Raw genomic sequence first — 18,542 nt, 5'->3', positions numbered from 1 at the left:
GCGAGCGGACAAAGGGACAGCCCCTTTGTCCGCTTTCTTGGCCCCGGCGCTCCCAAAAACCCGAGCGATACCAACGGCGCGCCGCGAATCACTGGTATTGCTCGCGATTTGCGAACGCGCTACTTAGCCGTGCGGCTCAGCTTGCGGTAATCGCCCGGCGTCATGCCGTGGTAGCTGCGGAACAGCTCGTTGAAGTGCCCGACGCTGCGATACCCGACCGCCGCGGCGATGGCCTGCACGCTCATCTCGCTTGACGAGAGCAGCACCTCGGCGCGAGTCACGCGCGCGTCGGCAATAAGCTCGGTCGCAGTCCTGCCCGTGTGCGCCTTTATGTATTGCGTGCAATAGTTCTCGCTGTACCCGAACTTGCGCGCGATGGCCTGCACGCTCGCCACCTCACAGTGGTCGCGGATGAAGGACACCATGTGCATGGTCTTCGTGTCGACGCCGAAGTAGCTGTACGTCGGCGTTCGGGCGAGTCGGTCGAGCAGCATGAGGACGCGCCCTGCCAGCGCGTAGCTCTGCCGCATCCCTGCCTGCGAATACGTGCTGGCCAGGGCCGCCATCTCGCCAATAAGCGCGCGGTCGCCCGCATCGCTGAAGAACAGGTGCCCGCGTGCACCCTCGCCGCGCAGGAATTCCGACATGACGTTGTCCTCGTCCATGAACTCGCGGAAGATCCCCTCGAGGAAGAGCTTCGGCCGGATGCCGAGGTTGACGACCACGGCCTCCGAGTCGATGACCTCGAGCGTGTGCCGGGTGTTGAGGTTCATGACGCAAAGCGACCCCGGCAACATATAGAGACGCTGCCCGTCGACCACGTTGAGCACGATGCCGCCGGTCACGTAGCTGAACTCGTAGAAGTCGTGGCTGTGCAGCGGGGTGGGGGAGCTCATGTCGTGGGCAACCATGAACATGTCGTCGCTGGGAAGAAGGCCTGCCCAGTCGGCGACACGGCGGTCGGACAGGTGACCGCGCGTCTCCACTTGGAAGGCCTGCTCGATCTCGGCGGTCTCCGCGTTGTGCATGAGCCCCAGCGCGTCAAAGAATTCCGCGTTCCAGCCGCGCTCCTCGTTCACCGCTCCTCCTGCCGCTCGGCCTTGCCGGCTCTCCGTTCGACAACATAAATCGTATATCGATTTCTTGCATTTACCAGCACGTTCTAAGAATCGGGAACATTGAAGCGTTTTAACGGAACTATCGCGCTGAATAGCTCGGGTTTGTAATAGGTGCCAAGGAATCCTGCGGCCTAAAGCTGCAGGTAGGCTCGCTATATGCGAATCAGGAAAGGAAGGCACCAATGTCCAAAGACACCAAGGCAAGGATCGGCATCTTCTCGCTGACGCTGCTGTCGATGGCGTCGCTCGGCATCACGCCGTCGATCGCCCTCATCATGGCCGCGTTCCCCGAGTCGAGCGCCACCGAGGTCCAGCAGCTCACGGCGATCCCGAACCTCGTCGCCATCGTCATGGCCCTGCTCTTCTCCGTCGGCGCCAACAAGATCCCGCGCAAGGTCGTTGCCCTCGCCGGCCCCATCTTCGTCGCCCTCGGCGGCTTGCTGCCGTACTTCTTCGGCAACTCGCTCTCGTTCCTGCTCGTCTGCTCCGGGATTGTGGGCGCGGGCGTCGGCTGCGTCTCCAACATCACGCAGGTCCTCATCACCGAGCTCGTGAGCCCCGAGAAGCGCCAGGCGACCATGGCCCAGAACGTCATCTTCGTCAACATCGGCGCCATCATCATGACCACCTGCGGTGGAATGCTCGCGGCCGGCGGCTGGAAGAACAACTACCTCATCTACCTGGTCGCCGTTCCCGTACTGCTGCTCGTCGCTGTCTTCATTCCGTTCTATAGGCCCGACGCCGCCCCCGACGCCGCCCCTGCCGACGCCGCCGCTCCCGCCGGCCCCAAGCTCAGCCTTGGCGTGAAGCCGTTCATCGTCGCCGGCATTATCCTCACCGTCAACTGCGTGTACAGCGCCTTTGCCAACAACGCCTCGATCCTCATCATCAACGGCGGCCTCGGCGACTCCGGCGCCGTGGGCATCGTGAACTCCGTCTCCACCATCGGCGGCATGGTCGCCGGCGTCATCCTCGGCAAGATCCTCGAGAACCGCACCATTCAGCGCATGTCGCTCGCCCTCGGCCTCATCCTCATGGGCGCCGGCATGGTCACCATGGCCTTTGCCCCCAGCGTCGCCGTCATGTGCGTCGCCGCCTTCTTCATCGGCTTCGCCCTCTCCATCGGCTTCGCGCAGTGCCCGTTCGTGATCTCGCTCTCCGTCGCGCCGATGCTCATCCCGACCGCCATCTCCATGTACTCCATCGGTTCCTCCCTCGGCGGCACCATCAGCCCGACCCTGATCAACGGTATCGCCGGTTCGCTTCTTTCCGGCTCCGGCGCGGACTGTTGCCTCGTTGCCGCCGGCATCGCCTTCGTGGTCGCCGCGGCGCTGCTCGTCACCGGCTTCCAGGGCCGCATCATCGACAACGCCGCCCTTCCGCAGGGCGCCCAGGAGTAGGGGGACGCCATGACCCAGCGCACTTGGACCGCGGGCTGGATTGAGCCCGCGCAGGAAAGCACCACCCCCGAGCCCGCGTACTCGCTCTACGAGATGTTCGTGCTGCACGCCGAGCCTCCCGCGTGGACCCCGCCCGAGACCCGCCTTTGGCCCGCGAAGCTTATGAAGCGCGGCTTTGTCGTGGCCGATAAGCCCGTTCGCCGCGCCACCCTGCACATGACCGCGCGCGGCGTCTACCAGGCCTATGTCAACGGCGAGCTCGTGAGCGACGCCCTTTTTGCCCCCGACTACACCACCTACGACCACCTGCTCATGTACCAGACCTACGACGTGAGCGGCCTCGTCCGTGCCGGCGAGAACGTCTGGGGCGTCATCCTGGCCGACGGCTGGTACGCAGGGCGCATCTCTCAGCAGGGCAACGGTGCCCAGTACGGCGACCGCCTGAGCATCATGGGCGAGCTCGAGGTGGAGTACGCCGACGGCACGAGCGAGCTCGTGCGCACCGACGCCGAATGGCGCTCCACCACCGGCAAGTACGTCTACTCCGACATCCAGATCGGCGAGAAGCAGGACCTGCGCCTCGAGGACAAGGCCTGGGCGTCGACCGCCGTCGCCGAGGGCTGGGACGAGGTCGCCGAGGTCGCGGCGCCTGCCGCCGAGCTCGTGGCGCAGGTCGGGCCGCAGGTCCGCCGCCGCGAGGTGCTCGACGCCGTCAAGGCGTGGCCTGAAGGCGACGCCATCGTGGTCGATTTCGGCCAGGTCATCGCCGGCCGCTGCCGCATCGAGTGCGACCTCGCCGAGGGACAGGAACTGCGCCTCGAGCACGCCGAGGTGCTCGACGCCGAGGGGCGCTTCTTCATGAACATCATCGGCCGCAACAAGGACGCCGCCGACGCGTTTGTCGGCCGCGGCGGCCACGAGGTCCTCGAGCCCGACTTCACCTTCCACGGCTTCCGCTACGTGCGTCTTTCCGGCTGGGACGAGGCCGCCCAGGGCACGTTCGACCCCGCGTGCATCAAGGCCGTCGTCATCTACTCCGACCTGCGCGAGACCGGCCGCATCCGCACGTCCGATGCCCGCGTGAACCGCCTGCTCGACAACATCCTGTGGTCGCAGCGCGGCAACATGCTCTCCATCCCTACCGACTGCCCGCAGCGCGAGCGCGCAGGCTGGACGGGCGACATCCAGGTCTACGCGCCGACCGGCTGCTTCTTCATGGACCTGCACGACTTCCTCGTGCGCTGGCTCGACCAGGTCATGGCCGACCAGCTCGACGACGGCCAGGTCGTTGACTACTCGCCGGCGACCAAGGACCTCTTTGCGTCCGGCGAGTTCCTCGGCGCCATCTCGTCTTCTGGCTGGGGAGACGCAATCGTCCTCGTGCCGTGGCAGCTCTACCGCGAGTACGGCGACCGCGAGGTGCTCGAGCGCTGCTACGACTCGATGATGCGCTGGCACGATTTCTGCGTGAAGTCCGCCGCCGGCGCCTTCCTCGAGGAGGGCGAGAAGGAGGGCGACGCCCGCTACATCTGGGATACCAAGTTCAACTACGGCGAGTGGATGCTGCCGAGCTACGTTATGGGCAACGAGGGCGCGGGCCCCATTGAGGCGGCCGCCGTCACGGCGCCGACCATCGCTACGGCCTGGCTCGCCCACGTCTCCGACGTGCTCGCCGACATCTCTGAGCTGCTGGGGCATGGCGATGCGGCCGCGGAGCAGCGCGCTTACGCCGCCGAGGTGCGCCGCGCCTTCGCCGATCGCTTCTGGGACGGCAAGAAGCTCGACGCCGATTTCCAGGGCTGCTACGTCGACGCGCTCGCGTTCGACATGCTGCCCGAGGCGGAGCGCGCCGCCGCGGCAGACCGCCTGGTCGAGCTGATCCACGCCAACGGCGACAAGCTGGACACGGGATTCCTCTCCGTCTCGTACCTGCTCGATGTGCTCTGGGACTTCGGCCATGAGGACGTGGCCGAGACCCTGCTTTGGCAGGATGGCTGCCCGAGCTGGCTCTATGAGGTCGACCGCGGCGGCACCACCGTGTGGGAGAACTGGGGCGCTATCGCGTCCGACGGCACCGTGGGCGCGCTCTCGTTCAACCACTACGCGTTCGGCTGCGTGGGCGACTGGATTGTGCGCAAGGTCGGCGGCCTCGCGCTGCGCGAGCCGGCCTGGGCCGAGTTCGACGTGGTGCCGGCGTTCGTGCGCGGCTTCGAGTCCTGCGAGCTCGAGCACGAGACCGCGGCCGGCACCATCCGCGTCGCCTGGTCCGGCTCCGGGGCCGGCGCCCGCGAGGTGCGCGTGAGCGTGCCCGAGGGCTGCCGCGCCCACGTCGCCCTGCCCGGATCCGACGAGGTCGTCGTCGGGGCCGGCGAGCACGTCTTCGCCTGCTAGCCCCCTCCCTCGGGCGTCGGGCCCCCGGCCCGACGCCCGTAGCCGCGCCGACCGTGGGGCCCGGCACCCGCGGGCGCCCCGCGTTGCAGCGAGCGGACAAAGGGACAGCCCCTTTGTCCGCTTTCTTGGCCCCGGCGCTCCCAAAAACCCGAGCGATACCAACGGCGCGCCGCGAATCACTGGTATTGCTCGCGATTTTGGGAGCGCGCCGCGCTCCCGCGGGCCCCGCGCGGCCGTCGGGCGTTCGAAAAAATCGAGCAATACCGATCGCGCGCCGCCGGCCATTGGTATTGCTCGCGTTTTTCGAACATCCGGGCCGAAATGTTCGCGAATCGCGAGCGATACCAATGCCGCGCCGCGAATCACTGGTATTGCTCGCGATTTGCGAACGCGCTACTTGATGCGGGAAAGGCGGCGGTAGTCGCCGGGGGTCATGTTGCGGTGGAGCTGGAAGAGCTCGTTGAAGTGGCTGTAGCTCTTGTATCCCACGGCCGCGGCGATGGCCTCGACGCCCAGGTCCGTGCCGGCAAGAAGCCCCTCGGCCTTGGCCACGCGCGCCTCGGCGATAAGCTCGCTCGCCGTTTTGCCGGTGTGTTTGCGCAGGTACTGAGAGCAGTAGTTGGCCGTGTAGCCGAACTCGCGCCCGAGTGAGCGCATGGTCGCGTCGGCGCAATGTTCGCGCAGGTAGGCCAGCATGCGGAGCGTCTTGGGGCTGAGTCCGTAGTACGAATACGTCTCGGTTCGCGAAAGCTCGTCAAGCAGGAGCAGCACCTGGGCGCAGAGCGCGAAGCTCTGGTGAAAATCCGCGCGTGCGAACTCCATCACGACGGCGTCCATGTGGGTGAGCAGCAGCTTTGCCTGTGAGTCCGAGAACATGAGGTGGTCGGTCGTGCCCTCGCCGCGAAGGAAACGCGACATCTCGTTGTCCGCGGCGAGGAAGTCTGCGAAGACGCCTGACTCGAAGAGCGCGGGACGCAGGCAGAGGTTGACCACGACGGCGCCTTCGTCGACAGGCTCGAGCGCGTGGCGCGAGGCGAGGTTCATGACGCACAGCGTGCCGTCGAGCATGTAGATCTTTTGCCCGCCGATGATGTTCGCCACCGTGCCGTCCAGAATAAAGCACAGCTCATAGTAGTCGTGCACGTGCGGCGGTACCTTAAAATCCATGGGGTGAGCGACGACGAAGATGCTCTCGGTAAAGTCGACACCCGACCAGTCGGTGAGCATCTGGCTGGTCAGGAGGCCCTGCGCGGTGTGGTCGTACACCTGCTCGGCGGAAAGGCCGCTCGCCGTGCGCAAATAGCCGCTTTGCTCGAGCGTCTTTCCGCTTGCCATGGTATGAGACATTCCCTCTTCCGCCCTCCGTGAACGGCGGGCGCGGCGGCCCGACCGGTTCAGTTTTGCCTGCCTTCACGCATAAATTGTTGGCAGTTACCAGGATAAACGAACAATCCGGCAGATTGAAGCAATTATGCGGCACTGTTGCCCTTGATATTGAAGCGCTTAAATTCTAGATAAGAAGTTCCGCCCAAGTCAAAGACGCAGGTGAACACCGAATCTTGCAAGAGCGTCGCTGAGTAAGGCGAAACGTGTGAGGCACTAATAACTGCCTGAATTATCGCTCCAATCCTACGGAGGATTCCATGAACCAAGTAACCAAGGCGAAGATCGGCATCTTCGCGCTCACGCTGCTCGCCATGTCCACGTTTGGCATCACGCCCTCGATCGGCCTCATCATGGCTGACCTCGGCGCCGGCGCGTCCGAGGTCCAGCAGCTCACGGGCATCCCTAACCTGATGGGCATCGTTTCGGCCCTTATTTTCTCCGCCGTTGCCACGAAGGTGCCGCGTAAGGTCATGGCAATCGCGGCCCCAGTGCTCATCGCCGTGGGCGGCCTGCTGCCCGTGTTCGTCTCTGGCGGAATGCCGCTGCTGCTTGTCTGCGCGGGCATCCTCGGCCTGGGCGTCGGCCTTGTTACCAACACGGCAAACCTGCTCATCACCGACCTCATCCCGGCCGACCAGCAGGAGTCGATGATGGCCAAGAACGTCATCTTCGTTAACTTTGGCTGCATCGTGATGACCGTCGGAGGCGGCATCCTCTCGGCGGGCGGCTGGCGCAACAACTACCTTATCTACCTCATTGCCGTTCCCGTTTTGCTCCTTATCCTGATGTGCATCCCGTGGAAGACGGGCGAGGGACAGAGCGCCCCTGCCGCCGCAGCCGCTCAGGGCGCTCAGGCGGGTCCCAAGCCTGGTGTCGGCACCGTTGCTATTGTCGCTTCTGCGTGCATCCTTGCTTACCAGTTTGTTTACTGCGCCTTGCCCAACAACGTCTCGATCATCCTCACCGAGACCGGCATCGGCGACTCCACCATGGCGGGTATGGTCACCGCCGCCGGGACCCTGGCGGGCATCGTCTGCGGCGCTACGCTGAACCTGCTGCTCAAGAAGATTCAGAAGTTCTCCCTTGCCTTTGGCCTTATCTTCATGACGTTGGGCATGGTCATCATGGGCTTCGCATCCTCACTTCCCATGGTGATTGTCGCCGCTGTTCTTGTGGGCTTCTCTCTTTCCATTGGATTTGCCCAGTGCCCGTTCATCATCGCCATCGGCACGAACCCCGCGGCGATCCCGACCGCGATGGGCCTCTTCAGCGCCGGCGCCTCCATCGGCGGCTTCGTCTCGCCGACCATCCTGAACATGCTTTCCGGTGCCTTCATGGGCGGCAGCGCCCAGGGCTGCTGCGTCATCGCCGGCGTCATCGCGGCCATTGCTGCCGCGGCGCTTCTGGCCACCCGCTTCCAGGCCGGCGTTATCGACCGCGCCTTCGGCGGCCAGGCCGGCTCTCAGGCCGGCGCTCAAGCCGCCGGCCAGGTCCAGGGCAACTAACGGCCATCTCGTAAAGGAGAAACCATGACCTGCGAAAACGACTGGACCCCTGCGTGGCTCGAGCCCGAGCAGAAGACCGTGACCCGCGAGCCCCAGATCAACCTGATGGACATGTTCATGGGCAAGCCGATGCCTGAGTCCGGCCCCAACGAGGTACGTCTGCACCCGTGCCCCATGCTTCGCCGTGAGTTCACGGTGGCGGGCCCCGTGACGAGCGCGACCCTGCGATGCACGGCGCGCGGCATCTATAAAGCCCAGGTCAACGGGGCGGACGTGAGCGAAGCGCTCTTCGCCCCCGATTTCACGGCCTACGACAAGATCATCATGTATCAGGCCTACGACGTGACCGGCCTCGTCCACGAGGGCGAGAATCGCTGGGACGTCACGCTGGCCGACGGTTGGTACGCAGGGCGCATCGCGGTGCCGGGCGATTCTTGTCAGTTCGGCGACAGGCTCTCGTTCGCGGGCGAGCTGCGGATCGAACTCGCCGACGGCTCCGTGCAGGTGGTCGACACTGCAGACGCCGGTGCGTGGAAGAGCGGCCGCGGCAAGTACGAGTGGTCCGACATCCAGCTCGGCGAGAAGCAAGACCTGCGCCGCGAGGCCGTGTTCGACGGCGCGGCGGTACCGGTCGACGCGCCCGCGGCCGACGTGGTGCCGCAGGTTGGCCCCGCCGTCGTGCGCCGCGAGCGCCTTGAGGCCGTGGCCTTCTGGGCCGAGGGCGACGCGATCGTGGTCGACTTTGGCCAGGTTATCGCGGGCCGCTGCCGCATCGAGTGCGACCTTGCTCAAGACCAGGAGCTGCGCCTCGAGCACGCCGAGGTGCTCGACGCCGATGGTAAGTTCTTCATGAACATCACCGGGCGCAACAAGGACGCCGTCGACGAGTTCGTCGGCCGCGGCGGTCACGAGGTGCTCGAGCCCGACTTCACCTTCCACGGCTTCCGTTACGTGCGTCTTTCCGGCTGGGACGTGGCCTCGCAGGGCACCTTCGACCCCGCGTGCATCGTCGCGTTCGCCATCCGCAGCGACCTTACCGAGGTCGGCCGCGTCCGCACCTCCGACGAGCGCGTGAACAAGCTGATCTCCAACACGCTCTGGTCGCAGCGCGGCAACATGCTCTCCATCCCCACCGACTGCCCGCAGCGCGAGCGTATGGGCTGGGCGGGCGACATCCAGGTCTACGCGCCAACCGGGTGCTTCTTCATGGACCTCGACTCGTTCCTTAGCCGCTGGCTCGACCAGGTCATGGCCGACCAGGCCGAAGACGGCCAGGTCGTGGACTATTCGCCGATGCCGACGCCGGCCCGCGGCGGGGCCATCATGCCGGGCGTGTGCTCGTCGGCCGGCTGGGGCGACGCCATCATCGCCGTGCCGTGGGAGCTCTACCGCCAGTACGGCGACGTGTCCGTGCTCGAGCGCTGCTATGACGCCATGGTCCGCTGGCACGAGTACTGCGTCGCGTCCGCCGCTGGCGCGTTTTCCGATGGCGGCGAGAAGTCCGGCGATGACCGCTACATCTGGGACACGACGTTCCACTACGGCGACTGGATGCTGCCGAGCCTTCTTGCCAACGGGCCCATGGACGGCGCGATGGCCACGAAGGACTTCGTGGCGACGTGCTGGCTCGCGCACTCGACCGACCTGCTCGCGCAGGTGGCCGACGTGCTGGGACGCGACGGCGCGGACGAGCGGCGCGCTTACGCGGCCAACGTCCGCCGAGCGTTCCGCGGCCGCTTCGTTGCGGGGGAGGGCAGGCTCACGGCTGAGTTCCAGGGCCTCTATGTGCTTGCCCTTGCGTTCGACATGCTTGAGGAGAGGACGCGCCAAGCTGCGGCAGACCGTCTGGCGCAGATGATTCGTGACAATGGCAACCGTTTGGACACCGGCTTCCTTAGCGTGCCGTACCTGCTTGACGTGCTGGGCGACTTCGGCCACGCCGATGTGGCGGCCGACGTGTTCTGGCAGGATGGATGCCCCGGTTGGCTCTATGAGGTCGACCATGGCGCCACCACCGTCTGGGAGAACTGGCTGGGCGTGGCTCCCGACGGCACGGTGGGGACGTTCTCGTTCAACCACTACGCGTTCGGGTGCGTCTGCGACTGGATCGTGCGCAAGGTCGGCGGCCTGCGCCTGCGCGAGCCGGCTTGGGCCGAGTTCGACGTGGCCCCGGCGTTCGTGCGCGGGTTCGATTCCTGCGAGCTCGAGCACGAGACCGCGGCGGGCACCATCCGCGTTGCTTGGTCCGGGGCCGAGGCCGGCACGCGCGAGGTCCGCGTGAGCGTGCCCGCGGGCTGCCGCGCCCATGTGCTTCTTCCCGGCGCCGGCGAACAGGTCGTCGGTGAGGGCGAGCACGTTTTCACCTGTTAATCACCCCCTCTGTGCCGGACCTGCAAAAGGGACAGTCCCTTTTGCAGGTCCGCCCAACGTTACGAAACGGTCTCGCGCCCCGCCCCCCGCGCACCTGCGGCACTTTAGTATGCTAAAGTGCCATACGCACACGACCGCGCAAAACGCAGGAAGAAGGGACAGACCCGTGATTGCAGGCACCGCCAGAGGTTTCCGAGACATCCTCCCCAAGGAGGCGCTCGCCCGCGAGCGCATCACCGCCACCGTGAAGGAATGCTTCGCCGGCCATGGCTACCTGCCCGTCGAGACGCCCCTTTTGGAGGACCGCGCGGCGCTCGAGCGCGGCGGCCGCATCAAGAACACGCCGTTCCAGCTCTTCGATGCCGACGGCAACCTGCTCATGTTGCGCCCCGACCTCACCTTGCCCGTCGCGCGCCTGGTCGCGGGCCACGTCCGCGCCGAGGAGCTGCCCGCGCGCTTCCGCTACAGCGCGCCCGTCGTCCGCGAGCAGCAGTCGCTGCGCGGCCAGCCCCGTCAGTTCACGCAGCTCGGCGTCGAGCTCGTGGGCACCGACGGCGCGGCCTCCGAGGTCGAGGTCGTGCGCCTGCTCGCCGAGGCGATGACCACCCTCGAGGTCCCCGCGTGGCGCGTCGTCTTCGGCTCCGTCACGCCGCTGACCTCGCTTATCGCCAACTGCTCGCCGAACCCCGAGTTCTCGGCCGAGGTGCTTTCCCTCGTGCACGACTCCGACCTCGTGAGCCTCGACGAGCTCGTGGACGCGACGCCCGAGCTCAAGCCGTCGGCGGCCCGCGCCCTCCACGCTATCCCGCGCATGCACGGCGGCCTCGAGGTCATCGACCGCATCGACGCGCTTCTTGTCGACGCCGACGTGGCGCCCGCCGAGCGCGGATGCGCCGAGCTGCGCGCCCTTACCGAGCAGATCTCCGACCTCTTTGCCGAGGGCCGCGCGAGCTTCGATTTCAGCATCATCAACAGCTTCGATTACTACACGGGCATCATCTTCAAGGGCTACGCCGAGGGCATCGCCGCGAGCCTCGCCTCCGGCGGCCGCTACGACGCGGTGCTCGCCAACCTTGGCCGCCCCGGCCTCGCTGCCTGCGGTTTCGCGCTCTCGCTCGAGCGCCTGCAGGAGGTCCTGGGCGAGCAGGGCGCCTCGGGCGTCGTGACCCCGGGCGTCCGCGTGGCCGCCCGCCCGCTGCGCATCGCCGTGCCCAAGGGCAGCCTCTTCAAGGACTCGCTGCGCGTGCTCGAGGCCGCGGGCCTGCCCATCGACGAGTTGCGCGACCCCGGTCGCAAGCTGATCATCTCGGCGGGCGACGTCGAGTACATCATCGTGCGCGCCCAGGACGCCCCGGCCTTCGTGGGCGCGGGCGGCGCCGACTGCGGCATCTGCGGCAAAGACTCGCTGGTAGAGGCCGACCTCGACCTGCTGCAGCTCGTCGACCTCGGCTACGGCTGGTGCAAGTTCGTGGTGGCCGAGCCCGCCGCCAACGCTGGCCTCGCCGATCGCAACTACGAGTGGCGCGGCACCGAGCGCGTGGCCAGCAAGTACCCGCGCATCACCCAGCAGTATTACGATCGCATCGGCCGCCAGGTCGACATCCTGACCCTGCACGGCAACATCGAGCTCGGCCCCATCGTCGGCATGGCCGACCGCATCGTGGACATCACGGCCACGGGCACGACCCTTGCCGAGAACGACCTCGTGGTGGTCGATGACGTCATGGAGTGCACCGCCCGCTTCTTCGCGGGCCCCGCGGCCTACCGCTGCGACAAGAGAATCCGCGACCTGGCGGCGCGTCTCGCCGAGGTCGCTTCTAAGGAGGAGTAGGCGATGAGAGAAGTCATCCTTTCCGGCGGCCGCGCCCTCACGCAGGCCGACCTTAACCGCTCGGGCGCCCTGCCCGCCGAGATCATGGCGTCGGCCGAGGCCATCGTGGACGACGTCCGCGCCCGCGGCGACGAGGCAGTCCGCGAGTACTGCAACAAGTTCGACGGCGCCTGCCCCGACGAGTTCCGCGTGCCGGCCGAGCTTCTCGACGCGGCGCCCGACATAGTGGACCCCGCCTTCCTCAAGGCCCTCACGCAGGCCCGCGACCAGATCCGCGCCTTCCACGAGAAGGAGCGCGAGGAGAGCTGGTTCACCACCCGCCCCGACGGCACCATCCTGGGCGTCAAGGTGACGCCCGTGGCCTCCGCCGCCGTCTACGTGCCCGGCGGCCGCGCCCAGTATCCCTCCACGGTCCTCATGGACACCATCCCCGCCAAGGTCGCGGGCGTGGAGCGCGTGGTGATGGTCACCCCGCCGCAGAAGGACGGCAGCCTTTCGGCCTACACCCTGGCCGCGGCCAAGCTCGCCGGCGTGGACGAGGTCTACGCCGTGGGCGGCGCCCAGGCCATCGGCGCCGTGGCCTACGGCACCGAGTCCATTCCCGCTTGCGACAAGATCGTCGGCCCCGGCAACGCCTTCGTGGCCGCGGCCAAGCGCTACGTCTCCGGCGACGTGGGCATCGACATGGTGGCCGGCCCCTCTGAGGTCTGCGTGCTGGCCGACGCCACGGCTGACCCCGCCGTCGTGGCGGCCGACCTCATGGCGCAGGCCGAGCACGACCCTCTTGCCAGCTGCTACCTGGTCACGTGCGACGCCGAGTTGCCCGCGCGCGTCCTCGCGTGCGCCGAGAAGCTCGTCTCGCAGTCCCCGCGCGAGGAAATCACCCGCGCGTCGCTGGACAACCGCGGCGTCATCGTGGTGGCCGAGGACCTCGACGCCGCCATCGACGCCGTGAACGTCGTGGCACCCGAGCACCTGGAGCTGCACTGCGCCGACGCCATGGGGCTTCTCGGCAAGGTCAAGAACGCCGGCGCCATCTTCGTGGGCGCCTGGAGCTCCGAGCCACTGGGCGACTACGTGGCCGGCCCCAACCACACACTGCCCACCGGCGGCACCGCTCGCTTCTCCAACCCGCTCGGCGTCTACGACTTCCAGAAGCGCTCGAGCGTGATCTGCTACACGCCCGAGGGCATGCTCGCCGACGCGCAGGCCACGCAGGACATGGCGCAGGCCGAGGGCCTGTGGGCCCACGCGCTCTCGGTCGGCATGCGCCGCCGCCTCGCTGAGCAGGGCAAAGAGGGCTACGAGGACGCGCTGGCCGCCTGCGAGGGCGCCAACCGCGTGGCCTGGCCGGTCGACCTCGCCGCCCCCGGCGTGCCCTACCTGCCCGGCTATACCAAGGAGGCCTAGCGTGTCCGCCGACGAGAAAACCTGCAAAGGGGACAGTCCCTTTTGCAGGTGTGAACAAGAGCGACCTGCAAAAGGGACTGTCCCCTTTGCAGGTTTTGACGCGGTGAGCCGGGCGCGGAAGGCACTGCAGGGCTTCGAGCCGTACGACCCGGCCTTCACGCCCTGCCGCGTGAACCTCTCGGCAAACGAGAACACCCACGACGTTCCCATGGCCTTCTTCGACGCCCTGCGCGAGGCCATGGCGTCCACGCCGCTCAACCGCTACCCCGATCCCATGGCCGACGACTTGCGCCGACAGATCGCAGAGCGCCACGGCGTCGAGGTGGAAAACGTCCTTGTGGGCAACGGCGGCGACGAGATCCTCTTCAACCTGTTCTTTACCTTCGGCGGCCCCGGCCACGCGCTCGTCACTTGCCCGCCGGACTTCTCGGAGTACGCCAACTTTGCCAAGATGTGCGAGATGCCCGTGGTGAGCGCCTGGCGCGACCCCGAGACCTTCGCCATCGACGTTGACGCCCTCGTGGCCGCCGTCAACGACGTCCAGGCCGCCATGGTGGTCTTGACCTCGCCGAACAACCCCACGGGCGACCTCGTGGACCCGGCCATAGTCCGCCGCCTGCTCGACGAGACGGACGCGCTCGTGCTTCTCGACGAGGCCTACGTGGAGTTCGCCGGCGTCCCTGAGCTGCTGGGCGAGGACAAGTCCCTCGTTGGCTGGGTGGCCGAGAACCCGCGCCTCATGGTGCTGCGCACGCTCTCCAAGGCCTTTGGCCTCGCGGGCCTGCGCGTCGGCTACCTCGTGGCCGACCCCGCCGTCGTCGACATGGTGGGCGCCATCCGCCAGCTCTACTCCGAGGACGTCATCGCGCAGTCCGTGGCCGTGCAGGCCGTGGGGCACCGCGAGCTCATGGTGCCCGTCGTGGCCGACATCGTGGACCAGCGCGAGCGCCTCGCCGAGCGCCTCGCGGCCCTTCCCGGCGCCCGCGTGTGGCCGAGCAGCGCGAACTTCGTGCTTCTTCGTGTGCCCGGCGCCGCGACCGTCCGCGCCCGCCTGCGCGACGAGCACTCCATCCTCGTGCGCGACTTCAGCGCCGCGCCCGGGCTCGCCGACTGCCTGCGCATCACCGTGGGCACCGCCGAGGAGAACGATCTTCTCGTTGACGCACTTACCAGCCTCGTTAAGGAGACCGCATGACCAGGACCGCAAAGGTCGTCCGCGCAACCAAGGAGACCGACATCGGCCTCTCCATCGACCTCGACGGCACCGGCGCCGCCGACATCGAGACCGGCGTGGGCTTCTTCGACCACATGCTCACCGCCTTCAGCCGCCACTCGCTCATCGACGTGACCCTGCGCGTCAAGGGCGATACCTACGTGGACGACCACCACACCGTCGAGGACACGGGCATCGTGATGGGCCAGGCCCTGCGCGAGGCGCTGGGCAACAAGGCCGGCATCCGCCGCTTCGGCTCCGTCATGGTGCCGCTCGACGAGGCGCTCGTGTTGGCTGCCGTCGACATCTCCGGCCGAGGCGAGCTCTTCTGGGACGTGGCAATCGGCCCCGAGAAGGTCGGCACCTTTGACACCGAGCTTGGCCACGAGTTCTTCGCGGGCCTTGCGCGCGACGCCGGCATTACCCTTCACCTGCGGCTTATTTGCGGCGAGAACGCCCACCACATCCTTGAGGCCACCTTTAAGGCGGCTGCGCGGGCGCTTCGCGAGGCCGTGGAGGCAGACCCTCGCTCCGACGGCTCGGTGCCCTCCACCAAGGGGAGCCTCTAATGGGCGCGCCCATCGTCGTGGTCGACTACCACAAGGGCAACCTCCTCTCCGTCGTCCGCGGCCTGGCCGAGGTCGGGGGAGAGGCGCAGATCTCCGACGACCCCGAGGTCATCCGCGGCGCCGCCGGCATCGTGCTGCCGGGCGTCGGCAGCTTTGAAGACGCCATGAGCTACATGAACGAGTCCGGCCAGGCCGACGCCGTGCGCGAGGCCGTTGGCCGCGGCGTGCCGTTTTTGGGCATCTGCCTGGGGCTGCAGCTCCTCTTCGAGCGCGGCGACGAGCGCACCGACGGCAAGCTCCACGGGCCGAGCGACCCCGAGCGCTGGGTCAGCGGCCTGGGCATCCTGCCCGGCTCGGCCACCCGCCTGCGCTCCGGCCGCCTCAAGGTGCCGCACGTCGGCTGGGACCAGGTCCATCTCACCGCCAACGGCCGCGCCTGCCCGCTTCTGCGCGGCGTGCCCGAGGGCGCCAACGTCTACTTCACGCACAGTTATGCCTTGGACGACGACGTGGAGGCCGCCGACGTGACCACGCGCACCCACTACGTGAGCAGCTTCGCCTCGGCCGTGTGGCGCGGCAACGTCTACGGCGTGCAGTTTCACCCCGAGAAGAGCTCCGCCTGCGGCCTGCGCATCCTCACCAACTTCGTCGATATCGTGCGAGGTGAGGCCAAGTGATCCTCTTCCCGGCGATCGATCTGGTGGGCGGGCGCGCCGTGCGGCTGCAGCGCGGCGACCGCGCGAAGATGGACGTGTACTCCGACGACCCCGTGGCCGTCGCGCGCGACTTCGCGGCGCGCGGCACCGAGTGGATCCACGTGGTGGACCTCTCGGCGACCTTCGAGGAGGACGAGGAGGCGTGCGCGGCTAACGCGGCGGCGATACGCGCTATCTGCGAGGTCGACGGCATCAAGGTGGACTGCGGCGGCGGCGTGAGGTCGCTTGCGGCCGTCGAGCGCCTGGCCGGGCTCGGCGTGCGGCGCATTGCCATCGGCACGGCGCTCGTGCGCGACCCGGAGTTCGCCGAGCGCGCGGCCGCCGAGTACGGCGAGCTGCTCGTGGCCGACGTGGCCGCGGCCGACGGCGTCGTCAAGGTGAACGGCTGGCGCGAGGGCGCGGGCCTCACCGTCGACGAGCTGCTGCCGCGCCTTGCGGGCCTGGGCTACCGCCACCTGGTCTTTACCGACATCAACCGCGACGGCATGCAGACCGGCATCGACGTGGGCGCTTATCGCCGCGTGGCCGAGCTCTGCGGCTTTCCCGTGGTGGCGAGCGGCGGCATCACCTCGCTTGACGACCTCACCGCCCTTGCCGCGGCCGGCCCGGACGTCATCGAGGGCGCCATAACCGGCCGCGCCCTCTACGAGGGCAACTTCACCCTGGAGGCGGCGCTGAAGGCCCTGTCATAATGCTCTTTTTCCTGCCAGCCCCTGTTTGACCGCGCGCCCGTCCCCACCTGACGGGAAATCACGCGCTTCTCTGCTCGTAAGCCCAACAATCGCGAGGCGCCCCGGAAACTGTCTTTTGGGGCGATTCGCGCAGCGAGCGAACAAAGTGAGCGCTGAGCCCCAAAAGACAGTTCCCGGGGCGCCGCCCCCGCATTTTGAAAGGACTTCTCACATGTTGACCAAGCGCGTGATTCCCTGCCTCGACGTCAAGGACGGCCGTGTGGTCAAGGGCGTCAACTTCGTCGACCTGCGCGACGCGGGCGACCCCGTCGAGCTCGCCAGCAAGTATGACCGCGAGGGCGCCGACGAGGTAGTCTTCCTCGATATCACCGCCACCTCCGACGACCGCCGCACCACCATCGAGCTCGCGAGCCACGCGGCCGCTGAGCTGCGCATCCCGTATACCGTGGGCGGCGGCTTCCGCGACGTGGCCGGCTGCCGCACGATGATCGCGGCGGGCGCCGATAAGGTCTCCATTAACTCCGCGGCCGTCAAGGACCCGGGCATCATCACCGCCTGCGCCGACGCCTTCGGCAGCCAGGCAGTCATCGTGGCCATCGACGCCAAGCAGGTCGGCAACACCGACAAATGGGAGGTCTACCTGGCCGGCGGGCGCATCCCGACGGGCATCGACGCCGTGACCTGGGCCGAGGAGGCCGCGCGCCGCGGCGCCGGCGAGATCCTTCTTACCAGCATGGACCGCGACGGCACGAAGGACGGCTTCGACATCCCGCTGACCCGCGCCGTGGCCCGCGCGGTGAGCATTCCCGTCATTGCCTCGGGCGGCGTGGGCACGCTCGAGCACTTCGCCGAGGGCATCATCGAGGGCGAGGCCGACGCGGTCCTTGCCGCGAGCGTCTTCCACTTCGGCACGTACAGCATCCGCCAGGTCAAGGAGTACATGGCGAGCCAGGGCATCCCCGTGAGGCTCGATTTCTAAGACGGGGGCAGTCCCTTCGTCTTATCGGTGGCGCCGCCGCGGCTCGGCTGCACGTTAAGTTGACTCATTTTGTCCCGGAAGGCACCTGCGCGGGCCTCCGGGACAACTTTTTCGAGATTGTGCGTGGATTTCTCGGCGTTTTGACGGTCGTTCGGGGCGCCGGGAGACCTTTGGGACGGATTCTGAAGGCGACCGCCTCGCGTTTGCCCAGTTGGCGTGGAGCGGGACTTGCATCAAAACTACAACAAAGCACGCAGGAACTCGATTTTGTTGCACGCATGGCCGTCGCAAGCTCGCGAAGGCCGGGAGAAACCGCTGCAACGGCCGCCTTTTGGTCGTCGCTTGACTTGGAGCGTGCTCAAAGGGGTACGGTTGTCTTGTCAATAAACCCGACGTAAGGAGTGAATCATGGCAAAGAAGCTTGTGGCGTACTTCTCCGCGAGCGGCGTGACGAAGGACCTGGCCGAGCGCTTGGCCGCAGCCGTCGGCGCCGATGTGCTCGAGATCGCGCCCGAGGTGCCCTACACCGCGGCCGACCTCAACTGGCAGGACAAGAAGGCCCGCAGCACCGTCGAGATGGCCGACAAGTCCTTCCGCCCCGCCGTCGCCGCGTCCGTCAAGTCCGCCGACGTCTCCGGCTACGACGAGGTCTTCATCGGCTTCCCGATCTGGTGGTACGTGGCGCCTACCATCGTGAACACGTTCCTCGAGGCCCACGACTTCGCCGGCAAGAAGATCGCCGTCTTCGCGACGTCCGGCGGCTCCGGCATGGGCAACACGGTGGCTGAGCTCGAGCCGTCCGCGCCGGGCGCCGAGTTCGTGGGCGCGAAGCGCTTCTCGGCGTCCGCGAGCGCGGCCGAGCTCGCGGCTTGGGCCGAGGGCCTGGGGCTCTAGGCCGCAAACCGTGGGCTGCGGGCTGCGGGCCCGCCAACGTGTGTTGCGCAAAGAAAAGCGCCTCCTCG

14 protein-coding genes are annotated in these 18,542 nt (G+C 67.3%); 12 read left to right on the top strand and 2 right to left on the bottom strand.

The features are described from left to right. Nucleotides 1-119: 119 nt before the first annotated feature. The gene (locus tag U5709_RS04250) at nt 120-1,079 is read right to left on the bottom strand and encodes an AraC family transcriptional regulator (RefSeq protein WP_321970525.1); all 960 of its coding nucleotides are present in this window, start codon (nt 1,077-1,079) and stop codon (nt 120-122) included. Between the two features lie 221 nt (nt 1,080-1,300). Here U5709_RS04250 and U5709_RS04245 point away from each other — a divergent pair, with 221 nt between their 5' ends. Beyond that, on the top strand, nt 1,301-2,518 hold the full coding sequence (locus U5709_RS04245) for an MFS transporter (RefSeq protein ID WP_321970524.1): 1,218 nt from the start codon (nt 1,301-1,303) through the stop codon (nt 2,516-2,518). 9 nt (nt 2,519-2,527) lie between these two features. Then, nucleotides 2,528-4,909 (top strand): family 78 glycoside hydrolase catalytic domain, encoded by a 2,382-nt coding sequence (locus U5709_RS04240; protein WP_321972867.1) that lies wholly within the window; start codon nt 2,528-2,530, stop codon nt 4,907-4,909. Nucleotides 4,910-5,302: 393 nt separating this feature from the next. Here the strand turns inward: U5709_RS04240 and U5709_RS04235 are convergent, their stop codons facing one another. Next, a complete protein-coding gene (locus U5709_RS04235; RefSeq protein ID WP_321970522.1) occupies nt 5,303-6,244 on the bottom strand; it encodes an AraC family transcriptional regulator in 942 nt (313 codons plus the stop codon). A 308-nt stretch (nt 6,245-6,552) separates the two neighbouring features. Between U5709_RS04235 and U5709_RS04230 the strand changes: the two genes are divergently transcribed. The 10 genes from U5709_RS04230 (at nt 6,553) to U5709_RS04185 (ending at nt 18,474) form a co-directional block, all read left to right on the top strand. Beyond that, nucleotides 6,553-7,800, top strand: coding sequence for an MFS transporter (locus U5709_RS04230; RefSeq protein ID WP_321970521.1), 1,248 nt, complete (start codon nt 6,553-6,555; stop codon nt 7,798-7,800). Nucleotides 7,801-7,824: 24 nt separating this feature from the next. Beyond that, complete coding sequence (locus tag U5709_RS04225; RefSeq protein ID WP_321970520.1) at nt 7,825-10,170, top strand: family 78 glycoside hydrolase catalytic domain; 2,346 nt, start codon at nt 7,825-7,827, stop codon at nt 10,168-10,170. 166 nt (nt 10,171-10,336) lie between these two features. After that, nucleotides 10,337-12,001: an ATP phosphoribosyltransferase gene (gene hisG, locus U5709_RS04220; RefSeq protein ID WP_321972866.1), complete on the top strand. Its 1,665-nt coding sequence runs from the start codon at nt 10,337-10,339 to the stop codon at nt 11,999-12,001. A 3-nt stretch (nt 12,002-12,004) separates the two neighbouring features. Continuing rightward, nucleotides 12,005-13,411, top strand: a complete 1,407-nt coding sequence (gene hisD, locus U5709_RS04215) for a histidinol dehydrogenase (protein WP_321970518.1) — start codon at nt 12,005-12,007, stop codon at nt 13,409-13,411. A 103-nt stretch (nt 13,412-13,514) separates the two neighbouring features. Continuing rightward, complete coding sequence (gene hisC / locus U5709_RS04210; protein WP_321972865.1) at nt 13,515-14,606, top strand: histidinol-phosphate transaminase; 1,092 nt, start codon at nt 13,515-13,517, stop codon at nt 14,604-14,606. Next, on the top strand, nt 14,603-15,193 hold the full coding sequence (gene hisB / locus U5709_RS04205; protein WP_321970516.1) for an imidazoleglycerol-phosphate dehydratase HisB: 591 nt from the start codon (nt 14,603-14,605) through the stop codon (nt 15,191-15,193). Before hisC ends, hisB begins: the two co-directional genes overlap by 4 nt. After that, complete coding sequence (gene hisH, locus U5709_RS04200) at nt 15,193-15,870, top strand: imidazole glycerol phosphate synthase subunit HisH (RefSeq protein ID WP_321970515.1); 678 nt, start codon at nt 15,193-15,195, stop codon at nt 15,868-15,870. Before hisB ends, hisH begins: the two co-directional genes overlap by 1 nt. Then, nucleotides 15,867-16,601 carry a HisA/HisF-related TIM barrel protein gene (locus U5709_RS04195; RefSeq protein WP_321970514.1) on the top strand — a complete coding sequence of 245 codons (735 nt, stop codon included), beginning with the start codon at nt 15,867-15,869 and terminating at the stop codon, nt 16,599-16,601. The genes hisH and U5709_RS04195 overlap by 4 nt, the downstream gene beginning before the upstream one ends. A gap of 211 nt (nt 16,602-16,812) precedes the next feature. Beyond that, nucleotides 16,813-17,580, top strand: coding sequence for an imidazole glycerol phosphate synthase subunit HisF (gene hisF, locus U5709_RS04190; protein ID WP_321972864.1), 768 nt, complete (start codon nt 16,813-16,815; stop codon nt 17,578-17,580). Between the two features lie 408 nt (nt 17,581-17,988). Continuing rightward, the gene (locus U5709_RS04185) at nt 17,989-18,474 is read left to right on the top strand and encodes a flavodoxin (RefSeq protein ID WP_321972863.1); all 486 of its coding nucleotides are present in this window, start codon (nt 17,989-17,991) and stop codon (nt 18,472-18,474) included. Nucleotides 18,475-18,542: the final 68 nt, after the last annotated feature.

Source organism: Paratractidigestivibacter sp. (assembly GCF_963660155.1).
Taxonomy (GTDB): domain Bacteria; phylum Actinomycetota; class Coriobacteriia; order Coriobacteriales; family Atopobiaceae; genus Paratractidigestivibacter.
This window is presented reverse-complemented; position numbering and strand designations above follow the sequence as displayed.

What these genes read in the sequence shown, in the direction of transcription:
- U5709_RS04245 (WP_321970524.1), top strand. Translation starts at nt 1,301, where the DNA reads ATGTCCAAAGACACCAAGGCAAGGATCGGCATCTTCTCGCTGACGCTG.
- U5709_RS04240 (WP_321972867.1), top strand. Translation starts at nt 2,528, where the DNA reads ATGACCCAGCGCACTTGGACCGCGGGCTGGATTGAGCCCGCGCAGGAA.
- U5709_RS04235 (WP_321970522.1), bottom strand. Translation starts at nt 6,244, where the DNA reads ATGGCAAGCGGAAAGACGCTCGAGCAAAGCGGCTATTTGCGCACGGCG.
- U5709_RS04230 (WP_321970521.1), top strand. Translation starts at nt 6,553, where the DNA reads ATGAACCAAGTAACCAAGGCGAAGATCGGCATCTTCGCGCTCACGCTG.
- U5709_RS04225 (WP_321970520.1), top strand. Translation starts at nt 7,825, where the DNA reads ATGACCTGCGAAAACGACTGGACCCCTGCGTGGCTCGAGCCCGAGCAG.
- hisD (WP_321970518.1), top strand. Translation starts at nt 12,005, where the DNA reads ATGAGAGAAGTCATCCTTTCCGGCGGCCGCGCCCTCACGCAGGCCGAC.
- hisB (WP_321970516.1), top strand. Translation starts at nt 14,603, where the DNA reads ATGACCAGGACCGCAAAGGTCGTCCGCGCAACCAAGGAGACCGACATC.
- hisH (WP_321970515.1), top strand. Translation starts at nt 15,193, where the DNA reads ATGGGCGCGCCCATCGTCGTGGTCGACTACCACAAGGGCAACCTCCTC.
- hisF (WP_321972864.1), top strand. Translation starts at nt 16,813, where the DNA reads ATGTTGACCAAGCGCGTGATTCCCTGCCTCGACGTCAAGGACGGCCGT.
- U5709_RS04185 (WP_321972863.1), top strand. Translation starts at nt 17,989, where the DNA reads ATGGCAAAGAAGCTTGTGGCGTACTTCTCCGCGAGCGGCGTGACGAAG.